Annotated in this window: 24 protein-coding genes; 2 read left to right on the top strand and 22 right to left on the bottom strand. The window is 37.2% G+C overall.

Translation table 11 applies throughout. The annotated features are described in order from the left end of the window. Positions 1 to 17: 17 nt before the first annotated feature. Positions 18 to 626, bottom strand: coding sequence for a class I SAM-dependent methyltransferase (locus JKP71_RS05090; RefSeq protein ID WP_075525547.1), 609 nt, complete (start codon positions 624 to 626; stop codon positions 18 to 20). A gap of 188 nt (positions 627 to 814) precedes the next feature. Here JKP71_RS05090 and coaA point away from each other — a divergent pair, with 188 nt between their 5' ends. After that, positions 815 to 1,735 carry a type I pantothenate kinase gene (gene coaA / locus JKP71_RS05085; protein WP_200407257.1) on the top strand — a complete coding sequence of 307 codons (921 nt, stop codon included), beginning with the start codon at positions 815 to 817 and terminating at the stop codon, positions 1,733 to 1,735. A gap of 47 nt (positions 1,736 to 1,782) precedes the next feature. Here the strand turns inward: coaA and psiE are convergent, their stop codons facing one another. The 21 genes from psiE to JKP71_RS04980 all read right to left on the bottom strand — a co-directional run bounded on the left by psiE (position 1,783) and on the right by JKP71_RS04980 (position 22,901). Then, positions 1,783 to 2,214: a phosphate-starvation-inducible protein PsiE gene (psiE, locus tag JKP71_RS05080; protein ID WP_200407256.1), complete on the bottom strand. Its 432-nt coding sequence runs from the start codon at positions 2,212 to 2,214 to the stop codon at positions 1,783 to 1,785. A gap of 71 nt (positions 2,215 to 2,285) precedes the next feature. Next, positions 2,286 to 3,224 (bottom strand): cation diffusion facilitator family transporter, encoded by a 939-nt coding sequence (locus JKP71_RS05075; protein ID WP_075525545.1) that lies wholly within the window; start codon positions 3,222 to 3,224, stop codon positions 2,286 to 2,288. A gap of 139 nt (positions 3,225 to 3,363) precedes the next feature. After that, on the bottom strand, positions 3,364 to 5,085 hold the full coding sequence (locus tag JKP71_RS05070) for an ABC transporter permease/substrate binding protein (protein WP_075525544.1): 1,722 nt from the start codon (positions 5,083 to 5,085) through the stop codon (positions 3,364 to 3,366). Further along, positions 5,078 to 6,289, bottom strand: coding sequence for a quaternary amine ABC transporter ATP-binding protein (locus tag JKP71_RS05065; protein WP_200407255.1), 1,212 nt, complete (start codon positions 6,287 to 6,289; stop codon positions 5,078 to 5,080). The genes JKP71_RS05070 and JKP71_RS05065 overlap by 8 nt, the downstream gene beginning before the upstream one ends. A 213-nt stretch (positions 6,290 to 6,502) precedes the next feature. After that, on the bottom strand, positions 6,503 to 7,123 hold the full coding sequence (locus JKP71_RS05060) for a GntR family transcriptional regulator (RefSeq protein ID WP_075525542.1): 621 nt from the start codon (positions 7,121 to 7,123) through the stop codon (positions 6,503 to 6,505). 184 nt (positions 7,124 to 7,307) lie between these two features. Continuing rightward, a complete protein-coding gene (locus JKP71_RS05055) occupies positions 7,308 to 8,744 on the bottom strand; it encodes a glycoside hydrolase family 1 protein (protein WP_200407254.1) in 1,437 nt (478 codons plus the stop codon). Positions 8,745 to 8,770: 26 nt separating this feature from the next. Beyond that, on the bottom strand, positions 8,771 to 10,690 hold the full coding sequence (locus JKP71_RS05050) for a beta-glucoside-specific PTS transporter subunit IIABC (protein WP_200407253.1): 1,920 nt from the start codon (positions 10,688 to 10,690) through the stop codon (positions 8,771 to 8,773). 100 nt (positions 10,691 to 10,790) lie between these two features. Next, the gene (licT, locus tag JKP71_RS05045) at positions 10,791 to 11,630 is read right to left on the bottom strand and encodes a BglG family transcription antiterminator LicT (protein WP_075525539.1); all 840 of its coding nucleotides are present in this window, start codon (positions 11,628 to 11,630) and stop codon (positions 10,791 to 10,793) included. A gap of 174 nt (positions 11,631 to 11,804) precedes the next feature. Beyond that, positions 11,805 to 12,566, bottom strand: coding sequence for a tryptophan synthase subunit alpha (gene trpA / locus JKP71_RS05040; protein ID WP_200407252.1), 762 nt, complete (start codon positions 12,564 to 12,566; stop codon positions 11,805 to 11,807). Beyond that, entirely contained in the window at positions 12,563 to 13,771 is a 1,209-nt protein-coding gene (trpB, locus tag JKP71_RS05035) for a tryptophan synthase subunit beta (RefSeq protein WP_200407251.1), read from the bottom strand. Before trpB ends, trpA begins: the two co-directional genes overlap by 4 nt. A gap of 37 nt (positions 13,772 to 13,808) precedes the next feature. Further along, complete coding sequence (locus JKP71_RS05030) at positions 13,809 to 14,870, bottom strand: phosphoribosylanthranilate isomerase (RefSeq protein ID WP_200407250.1); 1,062 nt, start codon at positions 14,868 to 14,870, stop codon at positions 13,809 to 13,811. Beyond that, positions 14,860 to 15,654: an indole-3-glycerol phosphate synthase TrpC gene (gene trpC, locus JKP71_RS05025; protein WP_200407249.1), complete on the bottom strand. Its 795-nt coding sequence runs from the start codon at positions 15,652 to 15,654 to the stop codon at positions 14,860 to 14,862. The genes JKP71_RS05030 and trpC overlap by 11 nt, the downstream gene beginning before the upstream one ends. Before the next feature lie 45 nt (positions 15,655 to 15,699). Beyond that, on the bottom strand, positions 15,700 to 16,707 hold the full coding sequence (gene trpD, locus JKP71_RS05020; protein ID WP_200407248.1) for an anthranilate phosphoribosyltransferase: 1,008 nt from the start codon (positions 16,705 to 16,707) through the stop codon (positions 15,700 to 15,702). Beyond that, a complete protein-coding gene (locus JKP71_RS05015; protein ID WP_200407247.1) occupies positions 16,697 to 17,293 on the bottom strand; it encodes an aminodeoxychorismate/anthranilate synthase component II in 597 nt (198 codons plus the stop codon). The genes trpD and JKP71_RS05015 overlap by 11 nt, the downstream gene beginning before the upstream one ends. Before the next feature lie 44 nt (positions 17,294 to 17,337). After that, entirely contained in the window at positions 17,338 to 18,708 is a 1,371-nt protein-coding gene (trpE, locus tag JKP71_RS05010) for an anthranilate synthase component I (RefSeq protein WP_200407246.1), read from the bottom strand. 456 nt (positions 18,709 to 19,164) lie between these two features. Beyond that, a complete protein-coding gene (locus JKP71_RS05005) occupies positions 19,165 to 19,524 on the bottom strand; it encodes a DUF1304 domain-containing protein (protein WP_075525530.1) in 360 nt (119 codons plus the stop codon). 14 nt (positions 19,525 to 19,538) lie between these two features. Further along, complete coding sequence (locus JKP71_RS05000; protein WP_075525529.1) at positions 19,539 to 20,177, bottom strand: nitroreductase family protein; 639 nt, start codon at positions 20,175 to 20,177, stop codon at positions 19,539 to 19,541. A gap of 12 nt (positions 20,178 to 20,189) precedes the next feature. Beyond that, the gene (locus JKP71_RS04995; RefSeq protein WP_075525528.1) at positions 20,190 to 20,597 is read right to left on the bottom strand and encodes a MarR family winged helix-turn-helix transcriptional regulator; all 408 of its coding nucleotides are present in this window, start codon (positions 20,595 to 20,597) and stop codon (positions 20,190 to 20,192) included. Positions 20,598 to 20,708: 111 nt separating this feature from the next. Next, entirely contained in the window at positions 20,709 to 21,452 is a 744-nt protein-coding gene (locus JKP71_RS04990) for a methyltransferase domain-containing protein (protein ID WP_200407245.1), read from the bottom strand. 76 nt (positions 21,453 to 21,528) lie between these two features. Beyond that, a complete protein-coding gene (locus JKP71_RS04985; protein ID WP_200407244.1) occupies positions 21,529 to 22,209 on the bottom strand; it encodes a VIT1/CCC1 transporter family protein in 681 nt (226 codons plus the stop codon). Beyond that, positions 22,209 to 22,901 carry a VIT1/CCC1 transporter family protein gene (locus JKP71_RS04980; RefSeq protein ID WP_267905515.1) on the bottom strand — a complete coding sequence of 231 codons (693 nt, stop codon included), beginning with the start codon at positions 22,899 to 22,901 and terminating at the stop codon, positions 22,209 to 22,211. Before JKP71_RS04980 ends, JKP71_RS04985 begins: the two co-directional genes overlap by 1 nt. Before the next feature lie 128 nt (positions 22,902 to 23,029). Here JKP71_RS04980 and JKP71_RS04975 point away from each other — a divergent pair, with 128 nt between their 5' ends. Beyond that, a complete protein-coding gene (locus tag JKP71_RS04975) occupies positions 23,030 to 23,416 on the top strand; it encodes a Fur family transcriptional regulator (RefSeq protein WP_075525524.1) in 387 nt (128 codons plus the stop codon). The last annotated feature ends 98 nt before the right edge of the window (positions 23,417 to 23,514 follow it).

Raw genomic sequence — 23,514 nt, 5'->3', positions numbered from 1 at the left:
TTCAACTCCTCTTTGAATCAAGCAAGATCAAGCTTATAGCTCCGTAAGATAAAATAGCCTTTATCCTTTGCAAGGAGCGTACAGTTACCAAAAACTTCAGTCATTTTCTTTTGTGCTGATGGTGCCCCTTGTTTTTTTTGGATGACGACCGTCAGATGCCCTTGCGGATTGAGATGGTCAAAGGCTCCTTTCAGAATACCATGAACAACCTCTTTTCCTGCCCTAATCGGTGGGTTGGAGATAATTGCATCGTAACAGTCGCTGACCGACTCATAAGTGTCAGAGCGTTTAATCTCTACTGGTATTACTGCATTGTCTACAGCATTTTTTTCACAGAGATCAAGCGCGCGACTGTTCACGTCCACCATCGTTACCGCAAGATTAAATTTTTTAGCTAAGGTGATGCCAAGTGTCCCATAACCACACCCCACATCCAAGAGGCTCTCGGCCTGTTCAGGGTCATAATGTTCCAACAGCACTCGTGAGCCGTAATCAATTGCACTTTTAGAAAAAACGCCACGGTCAGTAGAAAATACCATCGGAAGGCCCAATAACTCGACATTTAATTTTTGAATATCGTGCGAAAGGTCACGATTATCCTCGTAATACATATTTGTTTTTACCATTAATCTCATTTTAACATAAAAGCGACTTTTTCGCCTTGAAAAATTTTACATAAGTCTCCTTTATATAAGTAAACCTTTACATTGACCGAACGGAAGCGCCATCAGTAAGTGCTCATCTACCTTAAGCCGCTTACAAGAAAATAAGTTATTTTACCTTATCTATTAGAAAATATGGTAAAATATTTCTCATGAATGAATTCATTAATTTTGACGAAATTAGCCGTGAAAAGTGGCAAAATTTATATAAGACTTCTATTCCTCCGCTCACCCATGAAGAGCTAGAGTCTATTCGCTCTCTCAATGATGAGATTAGCCTCCAGGATGTGCAAGATGTCTATCTACCGCTTGTTCATTTGCTTCGTCTTTACAAAAAAAATCGCGAAGATATGAGCTTTTCCAAAGGATTATTTCTTCAAAAAATCGTTAAAACCCCACCTCTTATCATTGGCATATCTGGCTCAGTAGCAGTTGGAAAATCAACAACAGCACGACTTGTCCAACTGCTTCTTTCGCGGGCCTTTCCAAAGCTTTCTGTTGAACTTGTCACAACAGATGGTTTTTTGAGAACGACTGCCGACCTTAAAGCGCAAGGTATTTTAGATCGCAAAGGTTTCCCAGAAAGTTATGATATGGAAGCCCTGATTGAATTTTTATATCGGGTGAAAAATGGTGAAACATGCGAACTCCCTATCTATTCTCATGAAATTTACGACATCCTACCAGATCAAGTTCAAATCATTGATCGGCCAGATATTCTGATTGTTGAAGGAATCAATGTTTTACAAAATCCTCAAAATCAAATGCTTTATATCAGTGATTTTTATGACTTTTCAATCTACGTAGATGCCGATGAGAAACTCATTGAAAAGTGGTACCTGGAACGCTTTGATAGCTTATTAAAATTGGCAAAGTCTGATGAAGCTAATTTTTATCATCAATTTACAAAAATGCCGACTGATGAAGTGGTCAAATTGGCAAAGGAAACCTGGGCCAGTGTCAACAGAGTCAATCTTCGGGAGTATATCGAACCAACGAGAAATCGTGCTGAAATCATTCTTCATAAAACTGAAAAACATTATGTTGATAAAATTTATCTCAAAAAATTCTAATAAAAAATTACTGACAGAGCTGTCAGTAATTTTTTTAATCTCATCTATTAAAAATGTTCTTCATTTTTATCTTCAGCAAAGATAAATTTTTTCAATATCACTACACCTATTATCAATAAGAGGATTGCAACAGCAATCAAAATCACTCCCCCTAGTTGCTCATGATAAGTGAGTAATTGACGGATAAGGGATGTAATTCCTAAAGATAATAAGAAAATAAGTGAAACATGTCCTTTATTACGCAAGGAGGTGATAATCAAAGTAAGAAACTCAAAGAAAATAAAGAAAGAAAGAATACTCTTTAAGACATCATAATAATGACCGCCACTGTCTGGCTGAAAAGTCAGTAAAACAAGCGCGTAGACTTCCCGAAAGAGAAAATAAACAATCACTAAGCCCACAATCATCAGTGAGAGAAAACTAATTTTAGATAATAATTTTACCATTTTTAATTCAAAATGCTCAAAATAATCTTTCACTTTTTCCTCCTTTTCTTATTGTTTTATAAGTTTATTATATCATTTATTAACTGACGGTTCTGTCAGTAAGTTTAACGTTGATAATTTTCGTCAAATTCATCAATTTCAATATAAATATAACACTTTTTATCTGCGAGATTTTTCCGAATTTCAGCTTCAATTTGATTGACCACATCATAATCTGGTATCACCAATTCATTAACTAAATCAATTTTGGCAGCAATTAATATTTCTGTTGGACCCAAGTGAACCGTTTTGACGTTAATAACGCGCTCGATATCAGAACGCTCAAAAGCGGCTAAAATCTTGGTGAGGTCACTATCTGTAACCCGTTCACCAACAATCAAGCTATAAAATTCGCGCGTGAGGAAAATCGCTGCTCCCATCAATAATATTCCAATCAGCATCCCACTTATTGCATCAAACATAGGATTACCTGTCACAAGAGTCAAAACAGTGCCCAAAAGTGCCAATAATAAGCCAATGATGGCACAAAAATCCTCAGCAAAAATTACTAAAATCTCACTGTGCCGACTCTCATGTAAAAATCTAAAAATCGGTAATTTCCCAGTATTTAACTCAGCAATCTCCTTAAAAGCAATCCGTAAAGAAGACCCCTCAATCAACATACCAGCAATCAAGATAGCAATCACAATCCCTGTATTTTCTACGGTATGAGCTGGGTGGACCAATTTATCATAAGCTTCCATTACCCCAATAACTCCCCCACCAAAAAAGAGGAACATTGCCACAATCATACTAAAGAAATATTTTGCCCGTGCTTCACCAAATTGGTGAAGATTAGAACTCTTTTGCTTCGAGCGCCGATCCCCAAACAATAGTAAGATTTGGTTACCACAATCTACAACAGAATGAATACTCTCATTTAACATCGCAGCAGAACCAGATAAGGCGTAACCAACAAACTTACTAATTGCTACCAGTATATTGGCTCCAAGCGCCGCAAAAACGGCAAACATTCCCGAACTTTTTTTATTTTGTTTTTCCATTCTTCACTCACTTTATCTAAATTTTAATTCTATTATAACAAAAACTCTTACTCAGCACGGAATTCGGATGCTAAAAAAGACCTCCTGAACAAATCCGTCAGGAGATCTTTTATCCTTTTTTAAAACTTACCCGTAAATTTTACTTAAACCATTGATCTACTTGGCTTTGGTGAGCTTTAATCCATTTATTTGCAGCTTCTTCTGGACTTTTTCCATTTTGAATATCGAGCATTACTGCTTCCATATCTTTTTGAGTCCAATTGAACTGATCTAATACTTTGTAGGCTTCTGGATTATCTTTCTTCAAATCTTTACGAACAACCGTATTGATATTTTCTTCAGTACCCATAGTTCCTTTAGGATCTTCTAAATATTTCAAATCGTACTTATTAAACATCCAGTGAGGAGACCATCCCGTTACTACAATATCTTTATGCTGTTTGATGGCTTCGCCTAAAGCAACCGTCATCGCACCTGAAGACGAAGGAACCAAAGTCCAATCGCTCAAATTATTATAAGCTTTCATCGTTTTCTCAACTGTTGCCATTTCACCAGCACCAGGTTCAATTCCGATGATTTTCTTATCGGCTTGATTTTTCAAATCTTCGATTGAATTTACATTCATATAAGCAGGAACAACCAAGCCAACTTTAGCACCTTTCAAATTAGTACCGAGATTTTCAACTGATTTGCCAAATTTTTGCCACTGAGTTTTATGTGTATTAGGCAACCAAGCAGAGATCATTCCATCTGCTTGACCGTTTGCAACGGTTTGCCAAGCAACCGTATTATCTAGGGCCGTTGTATTCACGTCAAAGCCATGTTGTTTCATCGCTTGTTCCAATACATTCACAGATGCTACCTCAGAATCCCAGTTCATATAAACCAAGTCTACCTTTTTATCAGCAGCTTTTTTACCAAAAGAAAGTCCTGAAATTCCACCAATAATCAATACAAGAAGTGAAGCTAGGGCCACCCAACGTTTCCAGCGACGTATCTTAGGATTCGTTTGCTTTTCAATCGGTGAAACGTTAAGTTTTTGAGTAAAGCGGTCAATAATAATCGCTAAAATGACAAGTGAAATCCCACTTACAAAACCTTTACCAATATCAGCCGATTGTACCGCAGCCAATACACCACGACCAAGCCCTGGCGCACCAATCATTGAAGCAATAACTACCATTGAAAGTGCCAACATGATGGTTTGATTTACCCCAGCCATGATCGTTCCTTTAGCTAAAGGAAATTCCAACTTAAAAAGTTTTTGGCGTGGAGTCGATCCAAAAGAATCAGCAGCTTCAACCAATTCTGTCGAAACTTGACGAATACCCAAATTAGTCATTCGTACAGTAGGTGGTAAGGCAAAGATTACTGAAGCGAATACCCCAGGCACTACACCGATACCAAAGAAAGCAACCGCAGGAATCAAATAAACAAAACCTGGCATTGTTTGCATGAAGTCTAGAATTGGTTGGACAATTTTAGCGACAATTTCTGATTTCGCCATCCATATTCCCAAGGGCACTCCGATTACGATTGAAAGCAAACTTGAGAGTAAAACAAGCGTGATTGTGTTCATCAAATCTGTCCACAACCCCTGATTAGCAATCAAGACTAGCCCTAAAAACGTGAAAATAGGAAAAGCAATTTTCTTACCAGAGACCAAGATGGCAAGTAAAGTGACCACACCAATCATCAGCCAAAACGGAACTGCTGTTAAAGCACCCGTTACGGTATTCATAATAAATGTTCCTATTTTCTGGATAACATCAAAGCCACCACTAAAATTACTTGTAATCCAATCTGTAATATTGGATACCCACTGGGCCAGTGGGAGTTTGCTTATCGCTAAATCAATCATTATTTTCCTCCTCTACAATCTCATCAGGGATATCCGCAAGGGCTTCAAGGACACTCCCACGAATTAATACACCTTTTAAGTAACCTTGCTCATCAATTACAGCAAGTGGAGTTGGTGAATCATAAATAATTGGTAAAATATCACTGACCAGTGTTTCTTTGCTTACTTGATCTACATCTGTTGTCATCACATCACGTAAGGATAAATTATTTTGGCGAGCATTAATGGCCTGCTCACTCGTAACCACCCCTCGGAATTGGCGTTTCTTATCAACGGCCATAAGAGAGCTGACTTCCTCAGCCTTCATTTTCTTGAGCGCAACCGTAGGTCCATCCACATCCACATTGGTTGTCAACGCTGGAATCATGATATTCTCAGCAGTAATAACTTTAGCACGGTCGACATCCTCAACAAAGCTCTTGACATAATCGTTTGCAGGATTTGTTAAAATCTCTTCTCCTGTTCCGATCTGCATGATTTTACCATCTTTCATAATGGCTATACGATCACCGATACGAAGTGCTTCATTTAAATCATGTGAAATGAAAATAATTGTTTTTTGGAATTTTGCTTGAAGTTCCAGTAATTCATCTTGCATTTCGCGTCGAATCAACGGGTCCAATGCTGAGAAAGCTTCGTCCATTAACAAAATTTCAGGATCATTAGCCAAAGCTCGAGCAAGACCAACACGTTGTTGCATCCCGCCAGATAATTGCTTAGGGTATTGATCTTTAAAATCTAACAAGTTAGCATTGGCCAAGGCCTTTTCTGCTCTCACTCGTCTTTCCTCTTTGGGCACATTTTGAACTTCTAAACCGTATTCTGTATTTTCCAAAATTGTGCGATGCGGGAATAAACCAAAATTTTGAAAAACCATGCTCATTGTTTTACGTCTTACCTTTAACAAATCTTCTTTGTTTAAAGTCGCTACGTCTTGATTATCAATAAAGATTTTACCACTCGTAGGTTCAATTAAACGGTTAAGTAAGCGCAGTAAAGTTGATTTCCCCGAACCTGATAATCCCATGATGACGAAAATTTCACCCTCATTAATTTCAAAGTTGGTGTCATAAACCCCTACGGTTGCACCGGTCTTTTTGAGAATTTCATTTTTAGATTCTCCCTGCTCTACCATAGCTAGGGCAGCTTTAACGCGTTTTCCAAATATTTTTGTTAAATGTTCTATTTTAACTTTTACTGGCAATATATATCCTCCTTGTCTTTCAACTAATAAATCTCATGCTTCTCTAAGTTCTTCTATGACTCAATAAATGATTAATAATTACACGCACGGAAAATATTAGTATTCTATATCATACTCTTAAAAGTGACCACTCCATAATAGCAATATGTTGTCACTTTGTCAAATAACTTAACTTCCACTTAAAAAAGGCATCGCCTATGTAAACGATGTCTTTTATTTGGTATAAAAAAAGTTTTGAATAATCTGTAAGGTATTGGATGCGCCTACAAAATAAAGGGTATCTCCTTGATTAATTGTAGCGTAAGGTCCTGGCGAAACAATCAACTCCTCCTTTTGCAAAATAGCGACAATAGTAGCACCTGTATTTTGCCAGAGATTCATCTCTCCCAAAGTTTTCCCAAGTTTTGGGGATTGCTCAACAAGCTCAAACTCAATCGGGGTGAGAGGGTTAGCTTTTTGAAAATGTTCAGTCTGGTCTACTAATTTATCAAGAATCGTGGAAAAATTTGCTAATTCCGACTGTTGTCGTACAACACTTTCTAAGATTTGTTCTTGTAGGTCCTGTATCGTCTCAACTTCTTGGTATTGTTCCAGGTGCTCCTGAGCCTTTTGACGAGAAACGACAATCACGCCGCTTCCATGAACCGGATCAACAATCCCTAAATCACTAAGTACACTAATTGCCTTACGCGCTGTCTCAGGAGAAACGCCAAACGTCGTTGCTAAAGTCGACCTTGCATATATTTTTTCGCCTACTTTTAACTCATTACGGGCAATTTTTTCTGCAATAAGTCGTGCGATTTGCTGGTAACGTGGTTGTCGAGCTACACGCAAAATTTTTCTCCTTTTCGTCAAATTGTCAGCTCTACTTTTATCGAGCTAAAGTTTCAACATATTATAGCGCTTTATTTTTCTTTTTTCAATTAAAATCCTTCTTTGTCCTTTTCAAAGGTCAAAAAAGAGATTCACTTCAAACCAAAATGAATCTCTTTTAAAGATTATTAAAACCTAAGCCTATTTACAGTTTTTCTCCATTTGATGCGATGACTTCCTTATACCAATCAAAGGATTTTTTCTTCATCCTTGCACCTGTACCATTCCCCTCATCATCTAGATCAACATAGATAAAGCCGTAACGTTTACTCATTTCACCCGTTGAAGCAGAAACAAGATCAATACACCCCCACGGAGTGTAGCCAAGAAGTTCAACTCCATCTTCCACCGCACTATTCATGGCTTTGATATGGCGGCGTAAATAATCAATTCGATAGTCGTCATTGATAAGCCCTTCATTATCAACTGTGTCAATAGCACCTAAACCATTTTCTACAATGAAGAGTGGCACCTGATAACGCCCATAGAGATCATTGAGCGCATAGCGTAAACCGTCAGGATCGACGGCCCAGCCCCATTCACTTTCTTTCAAGAAGGGATTTTTCACTCCCCCTAAAACCATATTACCGCTTGCTTCTACACCCTCTCCAGTTTTAGACTCCACCGTTGACATGTAATAACTAAAACCAATATAATCTACCGTCCCAGATTTTATAATAGACAAATCTTCATCAGTAATTTTTAAAAGCTCTGCTTTTACTCCATGTTTTTTATGCAATCGCTCTGTAAAGGCAGGATAAGCTCCACGCACTTGCACATCATTGCAGAAATAATTAAATTCTTGAATACTTTGTTGCGTGGCTATTTGATTGACCGGGTTAGCATCGAAAGAATAGGTCGTAGAATAGATGCTCATGCATCCGATTTGTAAATCTTTATTCAGTTGATGGCCATAGTTTACAGTTTTCGCACTAGCTACAAATTGATTATGCCATGCTTGAAAAATGTTTGTCTTATTATCACCACCATTTGAAGGGACAAGACCTTGACTCAAGCCAGCAAAGAAAGTTGCTGAATTGATCTCATTGAAAGTCATCCAATACTTCACTTTATCTTGATAACGCTCTAATAACACTTGGGCATAACGAACATAAAATTCAATCAGATCCCGATTTTTCCAGCCTCCGTATACTTTAGCCAAATGTAAGGGCATTTCATAATGAGAAATCGTAATTACTGGCTCTATTTTATATTTTAAACATTCATCAATCAGCTGATCATAAAAATTTAGTCCAGCTTCATTTGGAGTAAGTTCATCTCCTTGTGGGAAAATTCTTGACCACGCTACAGAAAAGCGGTAAGCCTTGAAGCCCATTTCAGCAAATAGTGCAATATCTTCTTTAAAGTGATGATAATGATCAATCCCGAAATGGTTAGGATAAACATATTTTTTCTCATCAATAGTCCAATCAAAACCTGGACTTGCTAAAATATTTAAACGTTCCTTTCCTCCAGGCATGGCATCCGCAACCGAAAGACCTTTCCCCTCTATATTATAAGCACCTTCTAGCTGATTAGCTGCTGTAGCTCCACCCCACAAAAAATCGTTTTTAAATGTCATCTTTATCTCCTTTTATTTTAGTAGTTTTAAATTGGATTGACCACTAATGTAGTATCCTGCGCTGCAACTGTCGTAAGCAATGGATCCTTTTTACCTACACTTATCTGATGGGTTGCGATTACTTCCTGATAATCTTGAGAATTTGTGATAATGATCGGGATTTGAGTACTATATCCTGCTTCGTTAATTTTTTCAAGATCAAATTTTACTAGCAAGTCGCCTTTATTTATCCTTTGCCCTTGTTTTACAAAAGCTTCAAAATATTTCCCTTCTAACTGAACAGTATCAATCCCAATATGAATTAAAAGTTCCACTCCATCATCAGAGATCAAACCTAAAGCATGTTTGGTAGGAAAAAGGGTTACTACCGTTCCATTAAATGGAGCATGAACTTCTCCTACTGTGGGTTCAATTGCTGCTCCTTTTCCCATAATTCCTGCAGAAAAAGCTGCGTCTTTCACTTGAGCAAGCGGTACAACTGTTCCTTCTACGGGCGTAAGAATCGTTGCTGAGGTAACGGTTTGAGGAAAAGTATCTTGCTTAAAATTATTTTTTTCTAGGTTTTGAGGAGCATTGTCCTCAAAACCTAATAGATAAGTTACGATAAAACCTGAAATTACAGCCACAGCTGCTAAAATCATCATTTTTATCGCTCCAGAAACATCACCGTCAAGAGTAATATTAGAAGTAAAGCTAAAGATACCAAGTGCTCCCATTGTATAAGCTTGAATACCAATGGCCATTGCTACTCCACCCAGAACTCCACTAACAATACATGACGCCCAAAATGGTCGTTTTTTAGGAAGTGTTATTCCATAAATAGCTGGTTCGGTCACGCCGAACCATCCGGAGATAAAGGCAGGGATTGCAAGTTCACGAAGCTTTTTATCTTTAGTTTTCATCATTACTGCCCCTACAGCACCTGTTTGTGCAAAGGAGGCAATACTTGCTGCGGTTAAGAGCGCTGTAGGTTCCCCTTTCGCAAGAGCGATAATCGCAAAAGGTACAATGGCCCAATGTAACCCAAACATAACCAAGATTTGCCAAGCAAAACCTAGGACCACTCCAAAGATAATCGGACTAAAGCTTTGTAAAGCAATTAACCCTCTACCTAATGCATCAGAAGCTACATTCATTACCGGACCGATAACTAGAAAACCGAGTGGTACTGAGATAATCGCCGTAAAGAAAGGAACTAAAAATAATTTAACAACATCAGGCACAATCTTTTTCAATTGACGTTCTAAAAATGCTGCAAAGGCCGTGATAGCAATTATAGGCATTACCGTAGAGCCGTATCCGGCTGCAGGGACTGAGAAAGGAATCCCAAATAAATTAAGACCACCCGTCTTTGCAAAAGTTTCGGTGATAGTGCCATCTAAAAAACCGGGGTAAACGAGTGCCGCAGCAATCATCATTCCCAAAAAAGGAGAACCTTTAAATTTCTTCATTGAAGAGTAGCCAATAAAAATAGGAAGAAAAAGAAATAGTCCATCTCCCATAGCGTTGAAAACAGCATAACTGGCCGAAGTTTGATAACCTTGACCGAGCGCAAAGGAGAGAATCGCATTTACCCCCTTTAGCATACCAGCCGCACAAAGCGGAGCTAGGATGGGTTGAAAAATCCCAGAGATCATATCTACAAAACGATCAAAAAGATTCCCTTTTGCTCCTGTATTGCTTTCAGATGTATCAAGCTTACCAAGCACAGCATCGACATCTAATCGAACATCGGGTACATGATTCCCAATTACAACCTGATATTGTCCCCCAGACTGCATCACTGTCACAACACCATCCATATTTTTAAGGATTTCTGTGTTTGCCTTACTCTCGTCTTTGAGCTTAAAGCGTAGTCTCGTAATACAGTTTACGACTGAGATGACATTTTCTTTGCCACCTACGTTTGCTACAATGTTTTTTGCAAGAGCTTCATATTTGCCCATTACATACCTCCAAAAGAATATATTTTTTAGAGGTTTCGCCAACTTAATGTCACGATCCAATTGTTACCATAGTTGATGATGACTAAAGTCATCTTAAAAATTAATCTTGTATTTTTTCTAGAATACGTGCTAGATGGACGGTCATATATATTTGTTCATTTTGCGAAACTTCGTATGACCTTGTCTGTTTAAGAAACTCACTGACTTTCTTTGTTCCTATGTATGCTCTAGGGTATTTTCTGGTTATTAAAAGGAATAAATCTTCATCGGTGCTTTCATCACTTTTTGCATTAGAAAGTATTCTTTCAGTGAAAAATTTAAGGTGAGTAATAAATCTTTGAAAAAAAATATCTTGCTCATTAAAGTTTACTTGTAAAGTATATTTTAGAGTTGTTAAAATTTCTTCCATCAATTTTGTAAGTTCTGTCGCATATTCATGACCACTTCCCAGCGTTCCATTAACAATGTGCATGGCTAGAAAACCGGCTTCATCTTCTGGAAGGGAGATATTAAGTTTTTCTTTAACTTTTTGAAGAGTTTCAAGACAAAGTGCAAATTCTTCTGGAAAAAACCGCTTAATATCCCACAAAAGAAAATTTTTTATTGTTATATTTTCTTTTTCACGCATAATGGCTGCATTCAAATGGTCTGCAAAAGCAACCAGAACGGTGTCAGAAATTGTCTTATCAAATTTTGTTTTTGCTTTTGCTAAAGTTAATATCGAAAGTTCTATGATACCGCTTGGAATTTCCGACAGTAACTCTGAAAAATTCTGTTGCTCAGAAGTTACTTTCAGTGCAAAAATTTTTTCAATTTTTTTATCTTCAACAACTTCACCTGCTTTTTTTCCAAAACCTAAGCCCAAACCCATAAGAATGGTTTCTTCATTAGCATTTTGAGCAATGACTACATTATTGTTCAGAACTTTTTTGATTTTCACATTCTTCTCCATTTGACAAAAATAGACCTTATCCCCCTATAACAATAGGTCTGATAAGGTCTAGCTTAACTTAATAATCACTATCCATTTTTTGTAACCGTTTTATTTAAATAAATTATAGCATTTCTATAAAGCGCTGTCAAGAAAAAATTAATCGCTCGAACTACAAAAAATTTACGCTTTAATTGCATTTTTTATAAATGTGGCCACCTCCTGCTCTTTTTTCTCATGCAAGTCACGAACTATTTTCGAACCAACGATTACTCCTGATGAAACTTTGTTAAATCGTTCGACATCTGTTAAATTTGAAATTCCAAATCCTGTCAAAACAGGAGCATCTGTTAATGAAGACAATGCTTTTAAATGTTGATCAAGTTGGTTACTATAAGCATTTTCTTTCCCAGTTACTCCATTGATTGCAACGGCATAGATAAATCCTTCAGCATCGGCTACAAGTTCTTTTTGCCGAGAAAGTGGGGTGGTTAATGAAACCAGAGGGACTAAACAGATATCTTTATCATTGATAAATGGTTTGATATAGCCCTCATGCTCTTTAGGTAAATCAGGAATGATAAGTCCTTTAACTGGTGTTTCTTCAAGAGCCGCAACAAACTTTTCAATTCCCAACTGATAGACGGGATTGAAATAGGTCATAATTACCAAAGGAACTTTTGTATCAATTGTTTTTAAGGTTTCAAGAATACTTGAAAGGGATACATTTCTTGCTAAAGCACGCAAACCTGCTTGTTCGATGACTGGACCATCAGCAACCGGATCTGAAAATGGAACACCAATTTCAATAGCCGAACTCCCAGCTTCTTCAAGAAGTTGAATGGTTTCTTTAAGACCTTCTAAGCCTTTTTCATGGTCGCCAGCCATGATATAAGGAATAAAATTATTTTTTTTATTGCTTAAAGACATTTGTAAAGTTTTCATTTTTTCACCTCTTTTTCTGCTTCAAGTCGTTCTTTTACTTGAACCACATCTTTATCCCCACGTCCTGAAAGACAAACAATCATTGATTTATCTGGTCCTAATTCTTTAGCTAATTTGACTGCATAGGCGATAGCATGAGAACTTTCTAGTGCTGGGATGATTCCTTCAGTTCGAGATAAGATTTTAAAACCTTCAAGTGCTTCTTCATCTGTAATATCAACATATTTTGCTCGTCCAATAGCATTGAAATAAGAGTGTTCTGGGCCGATTCCTGGATAGTCTAAACCGGCTGAAATACTAAAGGCTTCTAAGATTTGACCATTTTCATCTTGAAGGACATCCATGAGTGTTCCGTGAAGAACGCCGGGACGACCTTTAGTAATTGTCGCTGCATGCTGTGGTGTATCAATCCCAAGACCAGCAGCCTCAACACCATACATGGCAACTGATTCATCATTAACGAAGGGATAAAAAAGTCCCATCGAATTTGAACCTCCACCGACACAAGCTACTAAAGCATCTGGAAGTTTATTTTCTTTTTCTAAAAATTGGGCACGCGCTTCCTGTCCAATAACAGCTTGATAATCACGCACAATTTGTGGAAATGGATGTGGTCCAAGAACTGAGCCCATTACATAATGCGTATCTTCAACTTGAGCAACCCATGCTCTAAGTGCTGCATTAACCGCATCTTTAAGGACGCGTGAACCATCAGTCACTGAATGAACTTTTGCCCCGAGTAATTCCATGCGAAAGACATTGAGAGCTTGTCTTTTAACGTCTTCTTCACCCATATAAATCGTACATTCCATGCCAAAGAGGGCAGCGGCGGTTGCGGTTGCGACACCGTGTTGGCCTGCACCTGTTTCCGCAATGACTTTATTTTTCCCCATTTTTTTGGCAAGGAGGACTTGTCCGAGGGCATTGTTGATTTTGTGTGCTCCTGTATGGTTGAGGTCTTCTCTTTTAAGATAGATTTTTGCTCCGCCCGCATATTCTGTTAGGCGTTTTGCATAATAGAGTGGATTTTCTCGTCCAACATAGTCTTTAAGTAATTCTTTAAGTTCTGCTTGAAAAATGGGGTCTTTTTTACTATCTTCGTAGGCTTCTTCTAATTGTTTTACTGCTGTCATTAGTGTCTCAGGTACGAATTGGCCCCCGAATTGGCCGTAAAATCCTTTGTTGTTAGGTTGGTTGTAGGTCATGCTGTTGCTCCTTTTTATGTAAGTTTCATGGTAAATCTCATTTAATGTTCGCGTCATTTTCTTCAAAAAGTAATTTCTTTAAAATCTTCTTATCTTTAGTTTTTTTGGCTCGCCAGCTATCTGTCACTGCCGCTTGGTAAATTTGAATATTTTGCTTTAAAGTAGGGAGGAAAAATTCTTGATGTAACTCAGATTTGAAATTGATTTTGGGAATATCATTATCGTCAACCCCGGCATAGTTTTTAAGGGTCTCCACACTTGCAAAGCCAACATGAATGCTAGCTTTTTCAAATTTATGCTCATGTAAGTCAATGAGCTGATAACCTAATTCTTCCATTAAACTTGTTAATTGCTCAAAATTTTCAAAATCAGGCTTTTTGAGTTGAATATCAATGTCATCAGGATTTGTTGGAAAATTGATTATTTGCTCAACTGCTAAACTTCCCATTAAATAAGGGATAATCTTATTTTCATTTAGCTTTTTTGTGATTCTTAAAAATTCTGTAAATAATTGCTTTGATGAGGCAAGGCTTGCATTTTGAACAAAGTTTTTTATTTTTGTAAGGTTTTTAATTCCGTCAGTTTCTACTCCAGAAGAAACATCCACACCGTAGGCATTTGGAAAATGTTGAATAGCAGCTGCTACATTTTCTGGATTAAGTCCACCAGCGATGAAAAATTTATTTTTCAGACCACTAGTCACCAAAGATTCCCAATCAAAGGTTTGACCACTTCCAGCTTGTGGACTATCAAATAATAAAATTACATCTTCGTATTCTTTAAATTCTTGGTCTGGCCTTATTGCTTTAATAACCGGAATATCTAGTTGATTAATGTAATTCATCTCTTCATTTCCATGAAGCTGAACCAGATCGAGTTGAGCAACTTGAATTGCTTTTTTTACAAAATCAATAGGTTCATCAACAAAAACTCCTATTTTTTTGACTGTTTTTGGGACATCGTTTGTGATTTGAAGAATTTTTTCTGGTGTAACTTGGCGTTTTGAGGGACTAAGAATAAAACCAAGATGTGTGGCACCGGATTCTACGACTGTATCAACAGCTTCTTTTGTAGATAAACCACAGATTTTAATTTTCATTCGTTTTCCTCTTGACTTTTAAATCTTTAAAAGATTTTTTGAGATTTTCTGATTGCATGAGCGCTGTTCCAACCAATATTCCATTGAAAGCATCGGAAACTTTTTGGGCTTCGTTTGCGCTAAAAATGCCCGATTCGGAAATGTAGATATTGTCTTCTTTAAAGTAGGGAGTCAAATCTACTGAATTTTGTAAGCTCACTTCAAAGGTTTTTAAATTACGATTATTAACTCCAATAATTTTAGCTCCAAGCTGATGAGCAATCTCAAGTTCTGCTTTATTATGTGTTTCAACAAGAACTTCAAGTCCTAGTGAAAGTGCGTAGTTGTAGAGGTTTTGGAGTTTGGGGTATTGATTTTCAAAAACTGCGACAATGAGTAAAATAACTGTTGCTCCCGCATTAACTGCCCGATTGATTTGTTTTTTATCGATGATAAAATCCTTGTTCAAGGTGGGAATTTGGACATTTTCTGAAATTTCACGGAGATATTCAATATTTCCTTTAAAAAATACAGGGTCAGTTAAGACGGAAATCATAGCGGCACCGGCTTGTTCGTAATTTTTGGCTTGGTCAACGATATCCACTTCTAAATTAATATCACCTAGACTGGGCGAAGCTTTTTTGACTTCGGCAATCACTTGAAGCTGGTCGGAATGTTCTTTTAAGTAATCATAAAAATTGTATGTTTGACGAACTTTTCCTACTTGTTCTTCTGGCATTTTAGCAATTTCAAGTCTTTTTTCTGCTAGGATTGTTTCTAGAAATTTTCCTTTTTTTATGTTCATATTTTTCTCTTATTTTCTGCTATTTCAAAATTTGCATCAAGATTTTTAGCCAATCTGTTCTGCTTGTAATTCATGCAACTTGGTAAGAGCTGCTCCTGTACTAATTACTTCTCTTGCAAGGTCAACTCCGGATTTGATGGAATCGACTTTTCCGTTGGCATAAAATCCAAGTCCGGCATTTAAAACGGTCGTTTCTAAAAAGGCTGACGGTTGATTTTCAAGGACATTTTTTAAAATTTCAGCATTTTCTGGGGCTTCACCTCCACGAATATCATTGAGTTGAACTTCTGAAATACCAACGTCTGAGGCTCTAAATTCATGCAAAGTCACTTTGTCATTTTCTAAAAGGGCGTAATGATTAAGTCCAAAGGGTGTTGCTTCGTCCATGCCACCTTCACCTGTGATGACTAATGCTCGATTACGACCCAAACCTTTCAAAACATTTGCTGTTAATTCAAGTAAATCTGGACGTGAGGTACCAAGAAGTTGTGTATCAAGTGGAATTGGATTGATGAGTGGACCAGTCAAATTCATAATTGTTGGAATTTCGAGTTGTCTGCGCACTGGCGTGAAGTATTTCATCGCTGGGTGGAGATTTTGAGCAAAGAGGAAAACTAAACCAACTTTGTCAAAAACTTGAGCTAACTTTTCTGCTGGTAAATAAAGATTGACTCCTAAGGCCTCAAGAACATCTGCCGAACCTGATTTACTGGTAATGGAGCGATTACCGTGTTTTGCCATATTGACGCCGCCAGCTGCTAAAACGAAAGCGGCTGTGGTTGAAATATTAAAACTGAATGAGCGGTCGCCTCCTGTTCCACAATTGTCCATCGCATTTGTCAAATTTGTTGGGATAGGAATCGCTGCTTTTTGTAAAGCTCGAGCCAAACCGGTCAATTCGCTTGCTGCTTCGCCTTTCATTTTTAATGCTACTAAAAAGCTGGCAATTTGGACCTCACTTAATTCACCTTGGATAATTGAATTCGCAAGCATATTCATTTCATTTTCGGTCATGTCACGCCCTGACATCACTTTTTCAAGTTCATTTTTCATTTGATGACTCCTTGTTTTCATTTACTTGGTTGACAAAATTTTCAATCATGGTCATGCCATCCAATGTGCCAATGGATTCGGGGTGAAATTGTAATCCATAAATCTGTTCTTTTTCATTTTTAATAGCCATAATTTCACCATCATCTGTCGCGACTGCTGTGATTGCAAAATCTGGTAAAGCGACTGCCTCGTCCATGACAATTGAATGATAGCGCATGACTAGAAATTTTGAAGAAAGTTTATTGAAGAGTAAATTTCCTGAGGTTTGCCTAACTTGTGAATTCTTGCCATGCATGACGTGATGTGCCAATCGAAGTTTGCCACCAAAAACTTCAACGATAGCTTGAAAACCTAGACATATTCCTAAAATTGGTTTTTGGCCTGCAAATTGCTGAATAAGTGTTTCCATTTTTCCAGCATCCGCAGGCCAACCTGGACCTGGCGAGAAGATTAAGGCGTCTGCTTTTTCTGCCCTATTTTCCAAAGAATCATCGTCATTTTTTACAACTGCTACATCAGTTAAAGCTCCCACATACTGCACTAAGTTGTAAGTGAAACTATCGTAATTATCTATTATTAAAATCAATTTTGTCTCCTATTTTTACTGACAGGATGGTCAGTAGAGCTCATTTACTGACCAATTTCTAGCAAACCTTTTGCTTTATTCAAAGTTTCTTGATATTCATGTTCGGGTACTGAATCGTAAACAATTCCAGCTCCTGCTTGAACATGTGCTTTCTTGTCTTTCAAGACCATTGTCCGAATGGCAATTGCAAAATCGCAATTGCCATTTTTCGATAGATAACCGATAGCTCCACCATAAATTCCTCGTTTTTGCGTCTCAAATTCATAAATTCTTTGGTAGGCGCGATGCTTCGGTGCTCCTGATAGCGTCCCTGCTGGCAATGTGGCGCGTAAGGCATCCATCGCTGTAAATTCAGGACGAAGCTCGCCAGTCACTTCACTTGTAATATGCATGACGTAGCGATATTTCTCAACTTTCATGAAAACAGGAACTTCGATTGAACCATATTTGGAAATTTTACCAATGTCATTTCGTCCTAAATCAACAAGCATTTTGTGTTCAGCGACTTCTTTGGGATCACTTTCTAAATCTTCAATAAGAGCTTGGTCTTCAAATTCATTTTGCCCCCGTTTTCTTGTTCCGGCAATTGGATTGGTTGAAACTTGATTGCCATGAACAGCAACCAAACGCTCTGGTGAGCTGCCTATGACATGAAAATTATCGAATTCCATAAAGTACATATACGATGATGGATTTTCAACCCGAAGTTTTCTGTAATAATTAAAAGGGTTGTCAGTAAAATCGGCTGTTAAACGTTGTGATAAAACAATTTGGAACATGTCACCATTTCTGATCAGTTCTTTTGCTTTAGCAACTTTTTCTTCAAAATGTTCTTGAGATATATTGCTGACGAAATTCAGTTTATTTAATTCTATCAGTTCATTTTCTGCTTCTGTCAGTAAAGATAATGACTCAATATTTGCTGACAAAGCTGTCAGTAAATCATTTTCCGTACGTTGACTGTAAGTATTGTCTTCCACAAGAATCAATTTTTCTCGTTTGTGGTCAAAAATTAAGGCTGATTCGTATAACATAAAATACATGTCTGGTGTTCCAATTGAATCTGGCAGTTTTGGTTGAATGCCTTCAAAAATACCATAGGTATCAAATCCAGCATATCCAATCGCACCACATGTAAAAGGCAAGTCTAAATTTTCGTCAGTACTTTCTGGCTGACAAACTAATTTTTCCAGAAATTCCATTGGATTTTCATCGCTGATGGTTTCGTCATTAACGCTTAAAATTCCGTCAGTAAATTTGATGTGCTTCACTGGATTCAATGCAATAATTGAAAAACGAGATTGATCGTTTTCTCTGGGAATGGATTCTAAAATGACTTTATTTTTTCCTTTCAGGCGAAGATAAACCGAAATCGGGGTCATGGTGTCTGCTGAAATCTCTTTAATTTTTCTCATATGTTCTCTCTATCTATAGGTTTGAGGAAGTCTTTTCCATTGATACTGATTAGTTAAAATTTAAGCTTCGCCATCGTTGATTCATTTTAGTAATCCTTTCAATAAAATACAAAAAAGCCCGTAGAGTATCAACTACTCTACGGGCGTATGTCACGCGGTGCCACCGTAATTTAAGAGGTTAAGAATACCATAAAAATACTCGAAAAATCCTCTTCTTTTCCTCGTCTAACAACAAGTCGCTTGGTATCGGGAGCATCCGTGATTTTTATTGTTTCAAATCAAATTGCGAAAAACAAATCGTTCTCGACTTTCAAATCAGCCCATTCGCTCTGACGAATTTGTCTGCTCGCACAACCGCAGACTTCCTGAAAAAATTCTGATATAGAGTTACTTTTCTGATATTGAAAATAATTGTAAATCTTTTTATGATCCTTGTCAAGGATTTGAAAATATTTTTTAGAAAAAGGAAGAAATTAGAGCTAAAATGGCTAGACCACCTTGGGTAAGAATAATTTTTTTATTACTTGTCAAAGAGCCATACAGAGCCACTAAAATAATAAAAACGAGCAGTAATCTAACTATTTCAAGTGATGCAGACGAGAAAAAGATTGCATAAATTAATCCTATGCCAACTAAACCATTATAAATGCCTTGATTTTTAAAAAGCGTTTGAACTGAAGAACGGTCCAGTTCCTCTTTTTTCATATTGAACACACGACTGGTTGTTTTTGAGCTGGTAGCAAAGGTTTCTAAATACATAATGTAGAAAAATTCCAAAGCAACCAAAAGCGCCAGAATAATTGTCAAAATGGTCAAATTACTTCTCCTTTTTATTTAAAAGTAGTGATTTTATCAGCATTCATGCGGACAGATTCATAACCTTCTTCAACGGCTTTACCAATGGATAAAATCATAACGGGGACATAACGTTCTTTGTCTAAATCAAAAGCTTCTGCCAATTGATCTTTTTCAAAACCACCAATTGGATTTGTTTCATATCCGTGAGCTCTTGCCACCAACATCAATTGCATAGCGGCCAAACTTGAGTCAATTTTGACAACATCATTCATTTCTTGTTTAGAGAAGCTCTTGTAATAAGGAATAATCGCTTCAATTTGTTGATCTCTGACTTCCTGAGGCATTTTTCCTTCAGCAACTGCTTGGTCATAGATTTCTTCACCAAATTCATAATTCTTCAAGTCTCCAAAAATCAAAATCATCGCTGATGAGGTATCGTTTTGACGTGTATTAAAGCGAATTAAAGGTTTCAATTTTGCTTTTGATTCTTCACTTTCCACAATAACAAAACGCCAAGGTTGCATATTTACTGAAGAAGGGGCAGCTGTAGCTTCTTGAATCATCTCAAGCATTTCTTCGTGAGAAATTTTGTAGTTTTCATCGTAAAGTCGTACTGATTTTCTCCCAAAAGTAATATCTGAGAAATCGTTATTTTTAAAGTTCTTATTCATTTTGTTCTTCTTTCATTTCGTTAATTTGTTTAATAAAGCAAGGAGTTGTTCTTCTTCTTTATCGCTCAGCCCAATGTTTAAAGTATTTTGTGCTGTATCATGGTCGCGCTCGCAGCGCGCCATTGCCTCTTTTGCTTGTTCGGTTACCTTCACAAAAATCTCACGATTATTATCCTTATTACGCTCACGCGTGACATAACCTTTTTCTTCAAGCAATTTCAAATGACGTGTAACTGCGGCACTATCAATTTTCAATACTGCTTGGAGTTGTGTCTGGGAACATTTCCCTTTACACAATAAAATGCGCATCAGTTCATATCTAGTCAAGCTGAAGCCCGTTGTTTTTTCAAACACTGTTGTCATTTCTTGATTAGCAATCTTTAATTGATATAAAAGTTGACTAATTTTAGTAAGTTCCATTTTCTCCTCCTTTCATAGTTGATACATCAATAGTTGATGAATCAATTATAATATTAAACTGAAAAAAATACAAATAAAAGCGTTCAAGCAATAAAAAAGCACTAGGTTTAGCTAGTGTTTCTCCCAATAAATCAATTCAAATAATACTAATCGTTGCATTTCATAATCTTCTTTTTCACCAAAAAATAGCGAAAGCAAGCGATTCAAATCTTCACTCGAAAGTTCATCTGAAAAATAATCTGAAAATAATTTCGCACTTACCTTTTCTGAGAGTAAAAATCTGAAGGTTTTACTTTTAAAAGTCCAACTCAATTGCTTGAGCCATTCTTTATAATTAGCCATCAGAGTTCCACTTGCTTGTTCTTGTGAGGAGAAAAAAAGTTGTTCCACTTGACTAAAAAGATTATCCTCATCAAATGTCATCCGCAAAATTCCAACGTATTTTTTACTAATACGATTCATTTCAAGCAACAACTCTTTATCATCTAATGCGGGATTCATCGCTGTGAAAACCAAATCATAAGTATTCTCACTGGTTTGTTCCAAAAATTGCCTTTGCTCCTGATGAATAAGCGTCATTTTTTCTGAATAACATTTTTTATTCCGAGCAAATTTTAACATTTGCTGAGACAGATCGACCAGATGATAGTCTTTTGTCAAAGAGGAGAGTGCGGGAATATATTTACCAGTCCCCCCAGCCAAATCCAACAGATTATCACAAGGCACGAGTCCTTCTTGAGCCAGAAATTTCTTCACATGCTCTGGAATGTCTACTAAGCTCTCTTCCTGAATAGCATCATAATCTGTAGAAAAATCATCCCAAAATGCTTCAATCATTTCCATTGCTTCATTCATTCAATCTGTCACCTCCTTTTAGCTACATCACATACTTATTATTATACCAAAAGACCTTGGTTGAAGCTGAAAAAGCTTACCCAAAAATACGCCCAATAAAATAATGGAAGAAAATTGTGATTAAACCAATTATGATATTTCTAAGAATCGCCTTAATAAGCAGTCCATCTGACAGCTTTGCACTAATCATTCCCGTAAGAGCCATCGCAAGCACTGTTGCAAGTATTGTCGCTGGAAATTGCCATATTCCTTTTACCAAAAGGAGCGTCGCAAAAGGGAAGAGTCCTCCAATTGTAAAAGAAAAAAGAGAGGACCAAGCAGCTTGCCATGGATTCATATAATGTCCTAAGGTAATATCATATTTTACAGCCAGCACGGTCTCAAGGGGCTTAAGTTCGAGTAATTCATTGGCAATTTTACTAGAAGTTTCTGGACTGATTCCTTTTTCAATATAAAAATCTTTAACCACTTCTTTTTCTTTATTAAAATTTTTTTTGAGCAATCTTTTTTCCTGTGCCACGACGACCTTTTCACTATCGGATTGAGCACTCACACTAGCATATTCCCCCGAAGCCATAGAAAAAGCACCAGAGATGAGATTAGCCAAACAAGCAATTAAGAGCGCAAAATGACTTCCCGAGGCAGCAGACACTGAGAAAAGAACGCCTACAACTGTTAAGATGCCATCGTTGGAACCTAAAACACCAGCACGTACACTATTTAATTTTTCATCCATCGTCATCCCTTGCTTTTTCATTATAGCCCTCCTTGTTTAAATAGTATACCTACTGCATAAGTCACAAGCATTGTTAATACCCCCGCAACAATATTTCTCAATGTCGCATGTTTTTTATCAGCACCGTTTAAATAAGCTGCCGCATAGCCAGTAAACCCTAGGGCTATAAGTACTGCACAAAAAGTTGCCATTGTACTTAGCTCTCTTGGAAGTAGAGCAATCGCTAACATTGGAAGTAATGCACCGGTAGGAAAAGAAAGCATTGAGGCAATCGCAGCACTTTTTGCACTCAGTTCTTGTCCAATTGTGAAACCATGGCGCTCGCGCACAGTCGTACTTAAGGCATCTTTTTTCATCATCTCATCCGTTGCTTGATACGCTAAAGTAGCCGATATCCCTGAGGCACAATATTTATGGTACACAAAATTAAATTCCTGTTGATAGCTCGTTGCCAGAGCAAGCTTTTGTTCGTGTATTATTTTTTCCTGAGCATCACGTTGAGAACTTACAGAAACGTATTCGCCCATCGCCATACTAACAGTCCCAGCCAAAGTCCCAGCAAAACCTGCTAACAATATGGTGCCTATATGTGAGGTGGCTCCAGAAACTCCTATAACTATCCCAGCAATAGAAATTATTCCATCATTTGCTCCCATGATTGCAGCTCTTATAATATTATTTTTTTGTATCAAGCTTCTTTTTTTCTTTTTCAAACTCTACCCTTCCTTTAGAATCATTCTAAGTTATATTTTAGAATGATTCTAAAGAAAAGTCAAGTCATTGAAATGCTTTGGGTGAGATGTTATAATAAAATCAGTATAGAAAGAGAGGTGAGCGGACTTTGGAGCAAGATTTAAAAGCGTTATTACAAGAACATGGCCTGAAGGCAACCTCTCAACGACTTATCGTCTTAGACTATTTGATATCACATCAAACACACCCTACAGCTGAACAAATCCACGAAGATCTAGATAATATCAGTTTAGCGACAGTCTATAATACACTAGAAAAACTGATAGAGAGTGAGCTAGTCATCGCCATTAACGACGGCTCTAAGAGAAGATACGACTACTACGGAGATCCTCATTATCATGTCGTTAACAAAACGACAGGTGAAATCATTAATGTCGATAATTTTGATTTCCGGCCACTGATAGAAGCTGCTCGACAAGCCACTGGACTAACAATTACAGGCTATAAAGTTGAAATTTATGGGATAGAAGATTGATTCCCACTTCCCCAGAAATAACTCTCAAAATACTAATTCGAATAATTAGTATTTTTTTATGCATTTTCCAGTGAATATTTTACTCTCACCTGTATTTT

The organism is Lactococcus taiwanensis (assembly GCF_014905395.1).
Lineage (GTDB): Bacteria > Bacillota > Bacilli > Lactobacillales > Streptococcaceae > Lactococcus > Lactococcus taiwanensis.
This window is presented reverse-complemented; position numbering and strand designations above follow the sequence as displayed.